At 67.1% G+C, this 16,078-nt stretch carries 14 protein-coding genes and 2 pseudogenes; 5 read left to right on the top strand and 11 right to left on the bottom strand.

Features of this window, described 5'->3' with window-relative positions; genetic code table 11:
- Position 1: 1 nt before the first annotated feature.
- Positions 2 to 2,773 carry a type I DNA topoisomerase gene (topA, locus tag ACQR0U_RS28890; protein WP_434844112.1) on the bottom strand — a complete coding sequence of 924 codons (2,772 nt, stop codon included), beginning with the start codon at positions 2,771 to 2,773 and terminating at the stop codon, positions 2 to 4.
- A 225-nt stretch (positions 2,774 to 2,998) separates the two neighbouring features.
- On the opposite strand from topA, the gene ACQR0U_RS28885 reads away from it, so the two are divergent.
- Complete coding sequence (locus ACQR0U_RS28885) at positions 2,999 to 3,208, top strand: hypothetical protein (RefSeq protein ID WP_315712655.1); 210 nt, start codon at positions 2,999 to 3,001, stop codon at positions 3,206 to 3,208.
- On the opposite strand, the pseudogene ACQR0U_RS28880 reads toward ACQR0U_RS28885, so the two are convergent.
- Positions 3,143 to 3,415: pseudogene (locus ACQR0U_RS28880) on the bottom strand (hypothetical protein); the annotation flags it as partial. The gene ACQR0U_RS28885 and the pseudogene ACQR0U_RS28880 overlap by 66 nt on opposite strands.
- A gap of 126 nt (positions 3,416 to 3,541) precedes the next feature.
- On the bottom strand, positions 3,542 to 4,153 hold the full coding sequence (locus ACQR0U_RS28875) for an FMN-dependent NADH-azoreductase (protein ID WP_434844111.1): 612 nt from the start codon (positions 4,151 to 4,153) through the stop codon (positions 3,542 to 3,544).
- A 97-nt stretch (positions 4,154 to 4,250) separates the two neighbouring features.
- Between ACQR0U_RS28875 and ACQR0U_RS28870 the strand changes: the two genes are divergently transcribed.
- Positions 4,251 to 4,649 (top strand): winged helix-turn-helix transcriptional regulator, encoded by a 399-nt coding sequence (locus ACQR0U_RS28870; protein WP_434844110.1) that lies wholly within the window; start codon positions 4,251 to 4,253, stop codon positions 4,647 to 4,649.
- Between the two features lie 3 nt (positions 4,650 to 4,652).
- Here the strand turns inward: ACQR0U_RS28870 and dprA are convergent, their stop codons facing one another.
- The 5 genes from dprA to ACQR0U_RS28845 all read right to left on the bottom strand — a co-directional run bounded on the left by dprA (position 4,653) and on the right by ACQR0U_RS28845 (position 10,281).
- Positions 4,653 to 5,771, bottom strand: a complete 1,119-nt coding sequence (gene dprA, locus ACQR0U_RS28865; protein WP_434844109.1) for a DNA-processing protein DprA — start codon at positions 5,769 to 5,771, stop codon at positions 4,653 to 4,655.
- 62 nt (positions 5,772 to 5,833) lie between these two features.
- Positions 5,834 to 7,228: a patatin-like phospholipase family protein gene (locus ACQR0U_RS28860; RefSeq protein WP_434844108.1), complete on the bottom strand. Its 1,395-nt coding sequence runs from the start codon at positions 7,226 to 7,228 to the stop codon at positions 5,834 to 5,836.
- Positions 7,229 to 7,375: 147 nt separating this feature from the next.
- Positions 7,376 to 7,972 carry a glycerol-3-phosphate 1-O-acyltransferase PlsY gene (gene plsY, locus ACQR0U_RS28855; protein WP_434844107.1) on the bottom strand — a complete coding sequence of 199 codons (597 nt, stop codon included), beginning with the start codon at positions 7,970 to 7,972 and terminating at the stop codon, positions 7,376 to 7,378.
- 30 nt (positions 7,973 to 8,002) lie between these two features.
- On the bottom strand, positions 8,003 to 9,304 hold the full coding sequence (locus ACQR0U_RS28850) for a dihydroorotase (RefSeq protein WP_315711353.1): 1,302 nt from the start codon (positions 9,302 to 9,304) through the stop codon (positions 8,003 to 8,005).
- Positions 9,305 to 9,327: 23 nt separating this feature from the next.
- A complete protein-coding gene (locus ACQR0U_RS28845) occupies positions 9,328 to 10,281 on the bottom strand; it encodes an aspartate carbamoyltransferase catalytic subunit (RefSeq protein ID WP_315740287.1) in 954 nt (317 codons plus the stop codon).
- A 151-nt stretch (positions 10,282 to 10,432) separates the two neighbouring features.
- On the opposite strand from ACQR0U_RS28845, the pseudogene ACQR0U_RS28840 reads away from it, so the two are divergent.
- From ACQR0U_RS28840 to ACQR0U_RS28830, 3 genes and pseudogenes are all read left to right on the top strand, one after another.
- A pseudogene (locus tag ACQR0U_RS28840) lies at positions 10,433 to 11,158 on the top strand (M15 family metallopeptidase).
- Between the two features lie 22 nt (positions 11,159 to 11,180).
- On the top strand, positions 11,181 to 12,824 hold the full coding sequence (locus ACQR0U_RS28835) for an acyl-CoA dehydrogenase family protein (RefSeq protein WP_434844106.1): 1,644 nt from the start codon (positions 11,181 to 11,183) through the stop codon (positions 12,822 to 12,824).
- Positions 12,821 to 13,642 (top strand): CPBP family intramembrane glutamic endopeptidase, encoded by an 822-nt coding sequence (locus ACQR0U_RS28830; protein WP_434844105.1) that lies wholly within the window; start codon positions 12,821 to 12,823, stop codon positions 13,640 to 13,642. Before ACQR0U_RS28835 ends, ACQR0U_RS28830 begins: the two co-directional genes overlap by 4 nt.
- A 10-nt stretch (positions 13,643 to 13,652) precedes the next feature.
- Here ACQR0U_RS28830 and ACQR0U_RS28825 read toward each other — a convergent pair whose 3' ends face one another.
- The 3 genes from ACQR0U_RS28825 to ACQR0U_RS28815 form a co-directional block, all read right to left on the bottom strand.
- Positions 13,653 to 14,576: an AEC family transporter gene (locus ACQR0U_RS28825; RefSeq protein WP_434844104.1), complete on the bottom strand. Its 924-nt coding sequence runs from the start codon at positions 14,574 to 14,576 to the stop codon at positions 13,653 to 13,655.
- Between the two features lie 3 nt (positions 14,577 to 14,579).
- Positions 14,580 to 15,065 (bottom strand): Holliday junction resolvase RuvX, encoded by a 486-nt coding sequence (ruvX, locus tag ACQR0U_RS28820; RefSeq protein WP_316165136.1) that lies wholly within the window; start codon positions 15,063 to 15,065, stop codon positions 14,580 to 14,582.
- A gap of 147 nt (positions 15,066 to 15,212) precedes the next feature.
- Positions 15,213 to 16,055: an oxidoreductase gene (locus ACQR0U_RS28815; protein WP_315711360.1), complete on the bottom strand. Its 843-nt coding sequence runs from the start codon at positions 16,053 to 16,055 to the stop codon at positions 15,213 to 15,215.
- Between the last annotated feature and the right edge of the window lie 23 nt (positions 16,056 to 16,078).

The raw sequence follows: 16,078 nt of genomic DNA, 5'->3' as shown, positions 1-16,078 counted from the left end.
CTCATCCGCGGGCCTTGCCGGCGCTTTTCTTCGGCGTCGCCTTGGTCGCAGGCTTGGCCGAGGTCTTGGCGGCCTTGGCGACCGGCGCACGCGCCTTGCTGGTGGAGTCTGATTTCGGTTTGGCGGCCGCCTTCTTCGCCGCGGCCTTTTTCGCCGGCTTCGGCGTGTCGTCGTCGCCGCCGGTCTTCGGCTTGGCCTTGCTGGCAGCCGCTTTGCTGGCAGCCTTGGCCGGTTTCGCCGCAGCCTTGCCCTTGGCCTTCTTGCCGCCGCCCTTGGCGGCGCGCTCGTCGAGCAGGGCGATCGCCTCGGCGAGCGTGATCGTATCCTTTTCCTTGTCGCCGGGAATGGTGGCGTTGACGCCGCCGGCGGTGACATAGGCGCCGTAGCGGCCGGCCTTGACGGCGACGGGGCCGAGCGAGGGATGGTCGCCGAGCGCCTTGCCGGGATCGGCGCCGAACCGCTTGCTCGGGCCCTTGGCGATCTTCTCGGCGATCAGGGTGACGGCGCGGTTGAGGCCGATGTCGAACACCTCGTCGCCGGCCTCCAGGCTCGCATACGTCTTGTCGTGCTTCACGAACGGCCCGAAGCGGCCGAGATTGGCGATGATCGGCAGACCCGTCTCCGGATGGATGCCCACCTCACGCGGCAGCGACAGCAGCTTCAGCGCGTAGTTGAGCTCGAGGCTCGCGGGCGACGTCCCTTTCGGGATGCCGGCGCGCTTCGGCTTCTCGCCCTCGGCGTAATCCTTCTGCTCGCCGAGCTGGATGTAGGGGCCGAAGCGGCCGGCTTTGACGACGACGTCGAGGCCGGTGTCCGGATCCTGGCCGAGCACGCGGTCGGCCGCGGCCTCGCTGTCGGCGGCGAGCGGGCGGGTGTAGCGGCATTCCGGATAGTTCGAGCAGCCGACGAAGGCGCCGAACTTGCCGGCCTTGAGGTTGAGCCGTCCGGTGCCGCAGGTCGGGCATTGCCGGACATCGCCGCCATCGTCGCGCGGCGGGTAGATGTGCGGCCCCAGCATCTCGTCGAGCGCGTCGAGCACCTGCGCCACGCGCAGATCCTTGATGTCGTCGACGGCGCCGATGAAGCCGGTCCAGAAATCCTTCAGCACCTGCTGCCAGGCGATCTCGTTGTTGGAGATGCGGTCGAGCTGCTCCTCCAGATCGGCGGTGAAATCGTACTCGACGTAGCGGCGGAAGAAGTTCTCCAGGAAGGCAATGACGACGCGGCCCTTGTCCTCGCCGTGCAGCCGCTTCTTTTCGAGCTTCACATAGCCGCGGTCCTTCAGCACCTGCAGGATCGAGGCATAGGTCGAGGGCCGGCCGATGCCGAGCTCCTCCATGCGCTTGACCAGCGAGGCCTCCGAGAAGCGCGGCGGCGGCTCGGTGAAATGCTGGGTGACCGCGAGATCCTGCCGCTTCAGCGGCTCGTTCGGGCTCATCTGCGGCAGGCGGCGGCCGTCCTCGTCCTCCTCGTCGTCGCGGCCTTCCTGATAGAGGGCGAGGAAGCCGTCGAACTTGATGACCTGGCCAGTGGCGCGCAGCTCCAGGGTACGGGCGCCGGCCTTGGCGATGATGTCGACGGTGGTGCGCTCCAGCTCGGCGGATTCCATCTGGCTCGCGATCGTGCGGGTCCAGATCAGCTCGTAGAGCTTGGCCTGGTCGTCATCGAGCCGCTTGCGTAGCTCGGCCGGCTTGCGCGACAGGTCGGTCGGGCGGATCGCTTCGTGCGCTTCCTGGGCGTTCTTGGCCTTGGCCTGGTACTGGCGCGGGCTCTCCGGCACATATTTGTTGCCGTAGATCTCGCCGATCACCTTGCGGGCCTGGGTGATCGCCGAGCCGTCGATCTGCACGCCGTCGGTTCGCATATAGGTGATGAGACCGGTGGTCTCGCCGCCGATGTCGATGCCTTCATAGAGACGCTGCGCGATGCGCATCGTGTGCGCCGGCGCGAAGCCGAGCTTGCGGCTCGCTTCCTGCTGCAGGGTCGACGTCGTGAAGGGCGCCTGCGGGTTGCGGCGCGCCGGCTTGGCGTCGACGGTCGCGACCGTGTAGCTCGCCGCGTTGAGCGCGGTCTTGAAATCCTCGGCCTCCGCGCCGGCGCCGATGTCGAGCCGCTGGATCTTCTTGCCGTCGGCGCCGACGAGACGCGCCTCGAAGGTGTCGCCGCGCGGCGTCGCCAGGGTTGCGATCAGCGACCAGTATTCGCGCGGCACGAACTTCTCGATCTCCAGCTCGCGATCGCAGACGAGACGCAGCGCGACCGACTGCACGCGTCCGGCCGAGCGGGCGCCCGGCAGCTTGCGCCACAGCACGGGAGAGAGAGTGAAGCCCACGAGGTAATCGAGTGCGCGGCGCGCCATGTAGGCGTCGACCAGCGCACCGTCGATCTGGCGCGGGTGCTTCATCGCCTCAGAGACGGCCTGCTTGGTAATGGCGTTGAAGACGACGCGCTCGATCTTCTGATCCTTGAGCGCGCGCTTCTCCTTCAACACCTCCAGCACATGCCAGGAAATCGCTTCGCCCTCGCGATCAGGGTCGGTGGCGAGAATCAGCCGGTCAGCGCCCTTCAGCGATTTGGCGATATCGTTGAGTCGGCCCGCCGCCTTGGGATCGACCTCCCAGATCATGCGGAAATTCTCGTCCGGATCGACGGAACCGTTCTTGGCCGGAAGGTCGCGGACATGACCGAAAGAGGCCAGAACCTCGTAGGAGGAGCCCAGATACTTATTGATCGTCTTGGCCTTGGCAGGCGACTCCACGATGACGATATTCATGTATTTCCAATGGCTTAGTGGAAGGATTGAAGCTGGCTTCGCGGGATTCGCGCCGGCTGCGTTGACCCGAACATGGGTGGTGAGGGGGTTCCTGTCAAATCGAGGGATGTTGAAAGGCGATTGCGTTGGACCGGCGAAGTACCTATCAGGTTGTACGGAGCACGATGAGAACCGCGCGCTCTTGAGGTTGTTTTTCGTCAAATTCCTTATGCTGGGTGACGGTTGTTGGCCAAGGCAGCGGACAAAAGCGACCCGGACGTCGAGGCGATGGTGGAGGATCCCGACGCCGCGGCGGCGCTGATCGCCGAGGTGACGGCCAGCCTGTCGCATCTGGCGCAGCGCCATCGTCTCGACATGCTCGATTACCTCCTACGCATGGCGAACCTTGAGGCCGAGGAGCATCTGAGGCTGCGCAGCCGCCGCAGGCTCTGCTGACGGCCGCCCGCGCTCACCGCGGGGCGAGGGCGGTTTCTCCGGCGCCAGCACCCGGCCGTCCTCCGCAGTCAGCAGCAGCTTGCGAACCGGCCTGCGGTTCGCGCGGTCGACGAGCGCGGTGGCGATCTCGTCGGGGTGCTCGTCGAATTCCTCGCTCCACTGCCGCAGCGCGACCAGGATGGGAAACAGGCCGCGGCCCTTCGGCGATGGCGGTGCCACGAGCTCGCCGGCCGGAGCGCCGATCTTTCGGGGCTAACCGGCCGGGTCGGTGGCGGTTTGAGACCTGCCCCCGGGATTGAAAGCGGTGGCTGCCGGCGGCAGCCACCGAGGGACTCAAGCGGCGAGACCGCCGGCCGTCTGAATCGCCTTCGCCAGCGCCTGCTCGCGATGCTCCGGGCCGATCTGGACACCGTCGGCCGCAACGAATTCGAGATCCGTGACGCCGATGAAGCTGAAGACACTGCGCAAATAGGTCTCCAGGTGTTCGAATGCCGCCATCGGCGTGTCCGCGCCGTAATGGCCGCCGCGCGAGACCGCCACGATGATACGCTTGCCACCGGCCAGGCCTTGCGGGCCGTTCGGGCCATAGCTGAAAGTCTTGCCCCTGACAGCGATGCGGTCGACCCAGGCCTTGAGCTGGCTCGGGATGGAGAAGTTGTACATAGGGGCGCCGATCACGACGATATCGGCGGCCAGGAACTCCTCCAGCACGGCCTGTCCGGCCGCGACATCAGCTTCCACTGCGGGATCCTCAACGGGCGCACCGTATGCGACGGCGACATGCGTTCCGGACAGATGCGACAGCGGCTCGGCTGCGACATCTCGGTAAGTCACCTCCAGCCCCGGCGTGATCTGGCGGAGCCGTGCGACGATCGCGGCGGACACCTGACGGCTGACGGAGTTGGGGCCGAGCACGCTGGAGTCGATGTGGAGGAGGAGGGTCATTGGTCAGTTACCTCGGTATTGGTTTGTAACTGGCGCACTATGAGTGACTGTGCTGTAACCCCACAAGAACGCACATTTTTGAAACCCGGGCACAGCCATGACCCCTGCTGACAGCGATGATCCCGACCTCCCGACGCAGCCAAATCATCATGATTGCCGGGGCGTGGCCTCGATCCTGGCGCGTGTCGGCGACAAATGGAGTGTGTTCGTCATCATGATGCTTCAGGACGGGCCGAAGCGCTTCAATGAGCTGAAGCGGCTCGTCGGCGGCATCTCCCAGCGGATGCTGACCTTGACCCTGCGCGGCCTCGAGCGCGACGGGCTGGTGACGCGGACGGTGTTTCCGACCATCCCGCCGCGGGTGGATTATGAGCTGACCGATCTCGGCCGCGGGCTGTCGCAGCCGGTGCAGGCGCTCGGACAGTGGGCCATGCAGCACCAGGAGCTGATCGAGCAGGCGCGCTCGCGCTTCGACGCGCGCAGGGATGCTGACTGAGCGTCAGGTCAGCGACACCATCCCGCCGCCGTGGCGCTCCAGGCGGCCGGCCAGCTCGAGCTCAAGCAGCACCATGCGCAGCACGGCGGGTGACAGGCCGCTGATCCGGATCAGGTCGTCGATCGAAACCGGGGTCGGGCCGAGCAGGGCTGTGATCTGCGCGCGGTCGTGGCTTTCGGGATCGGGGGCGAACAACTCCTCCTCCGGCTCGCGCAGCGAAAAGGGCAGCGGCCGCTCCATGATCGGGCCGACGGCCTGGATGATGTCTGCGGCTTCGGTGACGAGCGCCGCGCCCTGCTTGATGAGATCATTGGTGCCCGCGCAGCGGGGATCGAGCGGCGAGCCCGGGACGGCGAAGACCTCGCGGCCCTGTTCGCCGGCCATGCGCGCCGTGATCAGCGAGCCCGATCGATGCGCGGCCTCGACGACGACGACGCCGAGCGAAGCGCCTGATATCAGCCGGTTGCGGCGGGGAAAGTCGCGGGCGCGCGGCTCGTGTCCGAGCGGCATCTCGGAGATTGCGGCGCCGCTGCCACTGACGATGGCGCCGAGCAGGTCGACGTGCTCCGGAGGATAGATCCGGTCATGGCCGCCGGCGAGCACCGCGACCGTGCCGCTGCCGAGGCTCGCGCGATGCGCAGCCTGATCGATGCCGCGGGCGAGGCCGGAGATGACGACGAAGCCGGCCTGGCCGAGCTCATGGGCGATCTGGCCGGCAAATTTCAGCCCGGCGGCGGAGGCGTTGCGCGAGCCGACGATGGCGATCATCGGGCGCATCAACGTCTCGCGGGCGCCACGCACCGCGAGCAGCGGAGGAGCATCCTCGCAGGTGGCGAGGCGGGGCGGATAGCCGTCTTCGTCCGGCGCCCGCAGTTCGACGCCTTGCCGTTTGCAGGCTTCGAGTTCGGCCTCGGCTTCGCCGACCGTGCAGATCCGGCCGGCTCCGGCCGCGCCGCCGCGGCGTGCCAGATCGGGCAGCCGGTCGAGCGCTACGCGCGCGGTGCCGAAATGGTCGAGCAGCGAGCGGAAGGTGCGCGGGCCGACATTGTCGGACCGGATCAGGCGCAGCCGGTCGCGCCGCTCGGTGTCGCTCAGCTCGATCGTCGTGTTGATGGCATCCACGCAAAGCCCCCTTTACCGGGGACTAGAATGGAGCAACCCGAGGACGCAGGGAAGAGGGCGCGCTACGCCGGCGCGACGTCGCGCACATCCTCGGACTCGGACACCGGAGACGATAGCACCGGCTGATCGCCCTGGATGGCTGGCGTGGTGCCGACCGGAGCTTCGCGCAGCCAGCGCTCGGCTGCATCGCGTCCGCGCTGGTACAGCAGCTCGACGAAGTCGCTGCCGAGATCGGTCGCATCGCGCTGTGCCAGGGCTTCGATCTCGTCCTCGGCCGCAAGCCGATGGACGCGCGGCGGATGCAGGCCGTCGCTGCGCGCCCATTCGAGCGCCGCGAGTTCGGCGTTCAGGACCGCATTGCCGGCGATCTGGTCGAGGCGGCGATCGATCGCGGCCGAGGTCATCGGGACATGGCCGTCGCGCGCGGGCGTGACCTGAACGACCAGCAGGTCGGCGGCGCTGGACTCATGCGCGATCTGGATCAGCGGCGGATTGGTGACGTAGCCGCCGTCCCAATACGCTTCGCCCTCGATGTCGACAGCGGCGTGCAGTTGCGCGGGACAGGTGGAGGCGAGCAGTGCATCCGGCGTGATGCCGGCATTGCGGAAGATCTGCGGCAGGCCGTCACGAGCCCGGGTCGCCGCAACCAGCAGGCGGGGCGCGGCCGGGCCCTGCACGGCGTCGAAATCGATCGTCTCGCGGAGGATGTCGCGGAGCGGATCGAGATCGAGCGGGTCGGCGCGTCCGCCGCGCAGCCCCGCACCGAATGACACCGAGCTGCTCGCCGGCGAGTACGCGCCGATCACCAGCAGCGATCGGAACGACGCCTCCTCCATCAGCCGGGTCCAGAACAAAGCGAGCCGGTTGCGCGCCTCGTCGCGGCCGCCCTTGGCGAGCCCGCTCGCGAGCAGCGCGGCGTTGACCGCACCGGCGCTGGCGCCGCTGATGGTGTCGAAGTCGCAACCGGGTTCCTCGAGCAGGCGATCGAGCACGCCCCAGGTGAAGGCCGAGAACGTTCCGCCGCCCTGCAGGGCCAGCGACAGCTTGCGCGGCGGCCATGTCCGGGGCGGCGGCGGCAGCTTAACCGTTGCGATCGTCTCCGCGAGCGTTCGCTCGGGCGCCTCTGCGGTCTTGGTCTCGCTGATCACGGGCGTGCTCGTGGCCGCCATGATCATCTCGGCGACCGCCGGCGCGCCATCGGCTCGTTCCGGCGCAGGGCTGGGCTCGGATATTTCGGCGGGGAGCGCGACGTCCGACATGACCGGCCCGGCAGGCGTCTCGGGCGTCTGCGCCGGTTCTGCAGCGGCCGTGATGCCGGTCGACCAGATCTCAGCGGCCGATAGCAGCAGGCTGGCGTTCGACCGGGCCGGGGCCGCCTTCTGCTGCGCCGGAGCCTGATCAGTACGGTCATCGTGCGTGGCCGACGAAACGCTGGAGTTGGTCTTGCGTAACCACATGCAGGAATCATGACAGGCAATCATGATTCACGCCAGAGTCCCGCGTTAACTTATGAGCTGATGAATCGCCGGTGTTGCTGCGCAGCCGCTGTGAAATCAGGGCGCAACACAGGTTTTCCGTATTTGCTCCGTATTTGTCCGGAGCGACTACTTCTTCGCCCCGATCTTGCTCTCGGTGCCCAACTGCAATCGCTTGATGTTTTCGCGATGCATGTAAATGAGCAACAGTGTGAGCAGGCCGAACAGGGCCGCCAGCGCGGTGTGGCCGAATGCCCACAACACGATGGGTGTCAGCACGCTGGCGACGAGTGCCGCGAGTGATGAGTAGCGGAGCGCGAATGCGGTGGCGAGCCAGACCAGGCAGAAGAAGATCGCGCCCGGCCAGAACAGACCGATCAAAATACCGATGTAAACGGCGACACCTTTGCCGCCGCGGAACTTCAGCCACACCGGGAACAAGTGACCGAGGAAGGCGCCGAGGCCCGCGATCATCGCGGCATTCGGGCCGCCGAGATAGCCCGAGATGATGACCGCCGCCGTACCCTTCAGCGCGTCGCCGAGCAGGGTTGCTGCCGCGAGCCCCTTGCGTCCGGTGCGCAGCACGTTGGTGGCGCCGATATTGCCGGAGCCGATGCTGCGCAGATCCTGCGTGCCGGCCAGCTTGGTCAGGATCAGGCCGAACGGGATCGACCCCAGGAGATAGCCGATGATGAGAGCGACCGGCAGGAAGGCTTCGGAACCCATCACACCACTCCTTCCAAGCTTCGCCTTGCGTCAGACATGTTCGAACACGGTGCGGCCGCCGACGATGGTGCGGACCACGCGGCCGGTGAAGCGGGCTTCGTCGAACGGCGTGTTCTTGCACAGCGATTTGAGGTCGGCCGGATCGAGGATCCAGGGCACGTCCGGATCGATCACGATGATGTCGGCCGGCGCGCCTGCCCGCAAGCTGCCGCCGGGCAGGCCGAGCAGCTCGGCGGGCCGCGTCGACATGGCGCGGATCAGGGTCGTCCAGCTCAGCTCGCCATTGTGCACGAGCCGCAACGCCGCCGGCAGCATGGTCTCGAGCCCGACCGCGCCGCTCGCAGCCTCCGCGAACGGCAGCCGCTTGACCTCGACGTCCTGCGGCGTGTGGTCCGACATGATGACGTCGATGAGGCCCGAGGCCAGCGCTTCGACCAATGCGCGGCGGTCGGCCTCGGTGCGCAGCGGCGGCGTCAGCTTCAGGAAGGTGCGGTAGGGGCCGATGTCGTTCTCGTTCAGCGTCACGTGGTTGATCGAGACCGACGCGCTCACGGTGAGGCCGGCTTCGCGCGCGCGCCTGAGAATGTCGAGCGAGTCGATCGAGCTCAGCGCGGCCGCGTGGTAGCGGCCCTTGCTGAGCGCCACCAGGCGCATGTCGCGTTCGAGCACGACGGCTTCCGCTGCGGGCGGGATGCCGTAGAGGCCGAGCCGCGAGGCGAACTCGCCTTCGTTCATGACGCCTTCGCCGACGAGATTGGGATCTTCGGTGTGATGCACGATCAGGGCGTCGAAATCCCGCGCATAGGTCAGTGCGCGGCGCATCACCTGCGCGTTCATCACGCTGGTGTGGCCGTTGGAGAAGGCGACGGCGCCGGCGGCGCGCAACAGCCCGATCTCGGTCATCTCCTCGCCGCGCAGGCCCTTGGTCAGCGCCGCCATCGGCTGGATGTTGACGATCGCGGTGTCGCGGGCGCGGCGCAGCACGAAGTCGACGGTCGCCGAATTGTCGATCACCGGCTCGGTGCCGGGCTGGCAGATGATGGTGGTGATGCCGCCGGTCGCCGCCGCCTGACTGGCGCTGGCAAAGGTCTCGCGATGGCCGAGGCCGGGCTCGCCGACGAAGGCGCACATGTCGATCAGGCCGGGGGCCACGATCTTGCCTGCGCAGTTGACGACATCGGTGCCCTCGGGCACGCCCGCGGCGCCGATGCCGCGCTTGAGGTCGCGGATCACGCCGTCGGCGATCAGCACGTCGCCGGGGCCGTCGAAGTCGCGGGAGGGATCGATGACGCGCGCATTGGCGAGCAGGATCGGGCGGCGGTCGGTCAGCATGGCGTTTGGTCCCGACTTCTGTATCACGCGTTGGGCAGGTTGCGGGCCAGAGCCTCGAGCACGGCCATGCGCACGGCCACGCCCATTTCGACCTGCTCCCGGATCAGCGATTGCGCACCGTCGGCGACGATGGACTCGATCTCGACGCCGCGGTTCATCGGTCCCGGATGCATGACCAGCGCGTCGGGCTTGGCGTAGGCGAGCTTCTTCTGGTCGAGCCCGAAATACTGGAAATATTCCGACGAGGACGGCACGAACGAGCCGTTCATGCGCTCGCGCTGCAGCCGCAGCATCATGACGATGTCGGCACCGTTGAGCCCTTCGCGCATGTCGCGCGCGACCTCGACGCCCATGCGCTCGATGCCCGGCGGCAGCAAAGTGGAGGGCGCGACGATGCGGACGCGGGCGCCCATGGTGTTGAGCAAGAGGATGTTGGAGCGCGCGACGCGCGAGTGCAGCACGTCGCCGCAGATCGCGATGACCAGCCCCTCGATGCGGCCCTTGTTGCGGCGGATGGTCAGCGCATCGAGCAGCGCCTGGGTCGGATGCTCATGCGCGCCGTCACCGGCATTGATCACGGAGCCGTCGACCTTGCGCGCCAGCAGCTCCACCGCGCCAGAGGCGTGGTGACGGACGACCAGGATGTCCGGATGCATCGCGTTCAGGGTGACCGCGGTGTCCATCAGGGTCTCGCCCTTGCGCATGGACGAGGACGACACCGACATGTTCATGACGTCGGCGCCGAGCCGCTTGCCAGCGATCTCGAACGACGACTGGGTCCGCGTCGAGGCCTCGAAGAACAGGTTGACCTGGGTGCGGCCGCGCAGCACGGTGCGCTTCTTGTCGACCTGACGATTCAGTTCGACATACTCCTCGGACAGATCGAGGAGGCCGGTGATGTCGTGGGCGGAAAGGCCCTCGATTCCCAGCAAATGCCGGTGCCCGAGGACGAAAGTCGATTTCGGAGAGGTTGCCATTAAAGCCAGAGCTATAGGCGCGGTTTCCATGGGGGGCAAGGCCGAAAGCCGGGGTTCCGAGTTTTCCCCCGTTCCGTCTTCCGAGCCTCTCGGGGGGCTCCAAACCGCGGACTGGCGGGCCATCGCCGGAGGAGGTCCGCTCCGATACGCCCTGATCTTGCTGGCGGCGATCGTGCCGGCCGGCGCGGCCGCGTTGCCGTTCGATTTCGTCTATCTCCGCGACATCGACCCGACGATCCTCCAGGACATCCGTTATGCCGGCAGCAACAATTTCGTCGGCCGACCCTTGCCGGGCTACGAGGCGGCCGAATGCGTCGTGACGCGTGACGTGGCGCGGCGGCTGCAGGCGGCTCAGGCCGAGCTGCGGCCGCGCGGCCTGTCGCTGAAGATGCTCGACTGCTACCGGCCGGTGCGTGCGGTCGCAGAGATGCTGGCCTGGTCGCAGGACGGCGTCGAGACCACGGCCGGCCGCCGCTACAGTCCGCGCATTGCCAAGCAGGACCTGTTCCGTCTCGGCTACATCGCCGTGCGTTCGAGCCATTCGACCGGTGCGGCGCTCGATCTCACGCTGGTCGAGCTCGCGGCCGACAATTCCGCGGCGTTCGACCCGGCCAAGGACTACGCGGACTGCACCGCGCCCGCAGCGCTACGCGCGCCCGAGGGCAGCGTCGACATGGGAACCGGCTACGATTGTTCCGACGTGAAGGCTCATACCGCCGCGCAGAACCTGACACCGGAGCAGCGCCGCTGGCGCAACGAACTGGTCGCGGTGATGGCGCGGCAAGGTTTTGTGAACTATGCCAAGTAGTGGTGGCACTTTTCGCTGCCGGGCGCTGGCGCGACGACTTATGTTTTTCCCATTCGGCCGCGCCGATGATCGATCTCTGTAGGGCACGGCCATGACGCAGTCTTCCTTCGCGACCCATGAGGTCTTCAACCAGTCGCCGCGGTTCGAGGACGTCAATCTGTTCACGGCCGACCGGCCCTTGATGGATGCCTTGAAGGCCAATGATGGTGCCGGGGCCGAGCAGGAGCTGAGAGCTTTCGGCAAGCTATGGGGCTCGGCCGAGATGGCCGAGCAGGGCCGGCTCGCCAATGAGAACACGCCGAAGCTGCGCAGCTTCGACGCCAAGGGCTTTCGGCGAGACGTCGTCGAATTTCATCCGGCCTACCATGCGATGATGACGCGCTCAGCTGCGGCCGGCCTGCACAATTCGACATGGACGGCAGAAGGTCGGCCCGTCGGCGGCTGCTCGGAGGTGGTGCGCGCCGCGAAGTTCTATATCGCCTCGCAGGTCGAGAGCGGCCATCTCTGCCCGATCACCATGACGCGGGCCTCGGTGGCGGCGCTGGCCGCCCAGCCTGATCTGCTGGCAAGAGCGATGCCGGTCATCGCGACCGATGACTACGATCCGGCGTTTGCGCCGTGGTGGCAAAAGCGCGGCATGACACTCGGCATGGGGATGACCGAGAAGCAGGGCGGGACCGACGTGCGCGCCAACCTGACGCGCGCTGAGCGTACCACCGATGGCTATCGCATCACGGGGCATAAATGGTTCATGTCGGCGCCGATGTGCGACGCCTTCCTGGTGCTGGCGCAGGCCGATGCCGGCCTGACCTGCTTCTTCATGCCGCGCTTCAAGCCGGATGGCTCGGTGAACGCGATCCAGTTCCAGCGCTTGAAGGACAAGCTCGGCAACCGCTCCAATGCCTCGTCGGAGGTGGAGTTCGTCGGCGCCTATGCCGAGCGGGTCGGCGACGAGGGCAGGGGCATCAGCACCATCATCCAGATGGTGCAACTGACGCGGCAGGATTGCGCGATCTCGTCTGCCGGCCTGATGCGCTCGGGGCTCGCGCACGCGCTGCATCATGCGCGCCATCGCAGCGTGTTCCAGAAGCATCTCGCCGACCAGCCGCTGATGCAGGCGGTGCTCGCCGACATGGCTCTCCAAGTCGAGGCGACGGTGGCGCTGGTGATGCGGCTGTGTCAGGCGTTCGATCGCGCGCCTCTGTCGCCGCGGGAGGCGAACTACGTGCGGCTGCTGACACCGGCGATCAAATACTGGGTCTGCAAGAGCGCGCCGCCGTTCCTGTATGAGGCGATGGAATGCCTGGGCGGCAACGGCTATGTCGAGGACGGCATCCTCGCCCGCCATTTCCGGGAGTCGCCGGTCAATGCGATCTGGGAAGGCTCGGGCAACGTCATGTGCCTGGACGTGCTGCGGGCGCTGGCGCGCGAGGCGGAGGCGGCCGCGCACGTCCTGATGCATCTCAAAGCAGAGACCAGCGGGTTGCCCGGCGCGGCGGAGGCGCTCGCCTTCATCGAGACCAGCTTCCGCCGGCCGGATTCCGAGCGCATCGCGCGCCTCGCAGTCGAGAAGCTGGCGCTGCTCGCAGCCGCCGCCGCGCTCAACCTCGTTATGCCCGCTCATGCGGAGCTGTTCGCCGCTACGCGGCTCGCCAATGTTCACCCGAGCATGTATGGCGCGGTCGATCTCGATCGCTCAGACATCCATAGCTTGCTGGAGCGCGCGCTGCCTTGACCGACACTCCCGAAGCCGCCGTGATGGATTCGCTCGATCCGGGCAACCCGCCGCAGCAGGTCGCTCCGGCGCAGCATCAGCCGCGCACGCTCGGCTTCTGGCGCACCTTGCTGTGGGGCCTCCTCATCATCGTCGTGTTCTTCATCGGCCAGCTGACTCCGATCGTCTATTTCCTGCTGCGCCATGAGGGTCCAATCGACAGCATGGCCGCGTTTCAGTTGGCCATGATCCAGATCGCGAGCCGGTCGCTCACGGTCTCGCTGTCGGCGATCATGGGCGTTCCGGCCATTTTGATCCCGATCTATTTTGCCGTCCGCCACACCCGCATGTCGTTCGTCGACTATCTGGGCCTGCGCTGGACCGGCTGGAAGAATTTCGCCTTTGGCGTTGTCGGGATGGTCGTGATCCTGGGCTGCTGGGAGCTGGCGGCGCAGCTGACGGGACGCGAAGAGAAGTCGGCGAGCTTCATGGTGGACATCATGAAGACCGCCAGAGGCGACGGCGTGGTCTGGCTGATGGTCATCGCCTTCTGCGTCGCCGCGCCGGTGTCGGAAGAGTTGATGGCGCGTGGCTTTCTCTACCGCGGCTGGTCGGACTCCTTCCTGCGCGTGCCCGGCGCCATCGTGCTGTCGTCCTTGCTGTGGACCGTCCTGCATCTCCAGTACGACTGGTTCGCCCTGCTCAACGTGTTTTCCCTCGGCGTCTGGTTCGGCTATCTGCGCTCTCGAACCCACTCCACCTATCTGACCATGGTGCTGCACGGCCTCAACAACCTCGCCGCGACGGTGCAGACCATGTGGCTGGCCAGCGGTTCCTGAGCGGACGCGTTCAGCTCGCCCAGGCGATCGCGATCGGCATCGTCAGCGCGGCCAGCACGGTCTGCAGCGAGATGATCTGCGCCAGCAGCGGCGCGTCGCCGCCCATCTGCTTGGCCAGCACATAGGCGCTGGGCGAGGTCGGCACCGCCGCGCAGATCGCGACGACGACGAGGCTCGGGCCGGTGACGCCGAACCATCCGGCGAGCCCGATCGCGAGGAGGGGCATCAAGACCAGCTTGAGCACGACGCCGAGCGCAGCGGCCGGGCCAGCGCGGCGCAAGCCTTCGAAGTGCAGGCCGGCGCCGGTCACCAGCAGGCCGATCGGCAGCGAGGCCTGTCCGAGCGCATCGGCGGCATCGTGCCAGAGCTTTGGCAGCGGCATATGCGCCACGTTCAGTGCCAGCCCGGCGATGCAGGCCCAGATCAGTGGATTGCGCACGATGGTGGCAAGGATCTCACGCATCGAGCGGCGGGTCGGCGAGGCGTAGTGGGCGAGCACGGCGACGCTGAACACGTTGACCATTGGGATGATCGCGATCATCGCTACCGACGCCGCCGCAAGCCCGGACGCGCCGAACAGGCTGCCGGCGACGCTGAGCGCGACGTAGGTCTGCCAGCGGGTTGCCCCTTGGAAGATCGAGGTGAAGGCCGGACCATCGATGCCGGAGCGGGTGAGCAGCGGCCGCAGCGCGAGGCACAGCGCCGACATCGCCAGCATCGCCAGGAACAAGGCGCCGCCGATGCCGGCGACCGGCACCTTGCCGAGATCGGCCTTCACCAGGCTCTGCATCAGCAGCGCCGGAAACAGCACATAATAAGTCAGCCGCTCGAGCCCGTGCCATTGCGTATCCAGCCGGATCAGGCTGCGCCGCAGGCCGAAGCCGACCACGATCAGCAGGAATACCGGCGCGAGCGCCGCGGCGACGGGGCTCATGGGCTAGCGACCGGACTGGCGCAAGGTCGCAAGCCGATCGAGCGCTCCCTGCAGGATGAAGATCGCCGCATGCGTGTCGATCACCTCGGCGCGCCTGGCGCGGCTGACATCCATGCCGATCAGCTCGCGCTCGACCGCCGCCGTCGACAGCCGCTCGTCCCACAGGCCGATCGGCAGGTCGGTGAGGCCGGCGAGATTGCGCGCGAACGCCCGGGTCGATTGCGCCCGCGGCCCCTCGCTGCCATCCATGTTGATGGGCAGGCCCAGCACCAAGCCGATCACCTTGCGCTCGGTGCAAATCGCCAGCAGTCGCGCCGCGTCGGCCTTGAAGGCCTTGCGCTGGATCGTCTCGACGCCGGTGGCGAGCCGCCGGTCCGGATCGGACACGGCGACGCCGATGGTCTTGGTGCCGAGATCGAGGCCGACGAGCGCGCCGCGCTCGGGCCAGCGGCCAGCGGCCTCGATGAGAGGAAGGATGGGGGCGGGCATGGCAATGCGCTTAACACGCAGGCGCGTGGCGAGCCAGCAGGTGAGGGCGTGCATCGCTTCGCCGCCCCGATGAAGCTCGCGCACGCGAGTCGACCGGCCCAGATGTCGAGCGTTGCAGTCTTTCCCGGATACGCCGGCTTTGGATCATCAAGCGAAGCTGGTGGAGCGCGAGAGCTTGTTCCAGGCACTCACTTCGGCTTTCATGCCCTCGATCTTCTGCTCGACCAGGGCCAGCGCGTCCTCACCGAGGAACAGCCGCACAGGCGGTTTTTCGGCTTCCACGAGGGCAAGCAATGCCTGTGCGGCCTTCGCGGGATCGCCGGGTTGGTTTCCGCTCTTGGCCAATCGGGCGGCGCGAATCGGATCCATGACGGCGTCGTAGTCGGAAATGCTGCGCGGCGTGCGATCCATGGACCGTCCCGCCCAATCGGTACGAAACTGACCGGGCGCAAGCGCAATGACGCGGATGCCGAAGGGGGCCACTTCCTTGCCGAGCGACTCCGAGATGCCCTCCAGCGCGAACTTGCTGCCGCAATAGAAGCTGATCCCGGGCATGGTGATGAAGCCGCCCATGGAGGTCACATTGACGATATGGCCGCGCCGCCTCGCGCGCATCCCCGGCAACACGGCCTTCATCATCGCGACAGGGCCGAACACGTTGGCGGCGAACTGCCGCTGCAGATCGTCGAGCGAGGACTCCTCCAGCGTGCCCTCGTGACCGTAGCCGGCATTGTTCACCAGGACGTCGATCGCGCCAATCTGCTTCTCGGCCTCTGCCACAGCAGCCGGGATTGCATCGAAATCGGTAACATCGATCACGAGAGGATGAGCCTTGCCCGCTGCAAGCGCGGCAAAAGCCTCGGCATCCCCGACCCTTCGCACGGTCCCGATCACCCGATGGCCGGCGGCCAGCGCGCCCTTTGCGAACGCTCGGCCCAAGCCCGAACTGACGCCAGTGACGAGGAAAATCTTCGATTCGGCAGCCGCCATCGTACAACTCCGCATGACAAGGT

Source organism: Bradyrhizobium sp. HKCCYLRH3097 (assembly GCF_051167875.1).
GTDB lineage: Bacteria > Pseudomonadota > Alphaproteobacteria > Rhizobiales > Xanthobacteraceae > Bradyrhizobium.
The sequence above is the reverse complement of the archived record's forward strand: the minus strand, read 5'-3'. Positions and strand labels throughout refer to the sequence as shown.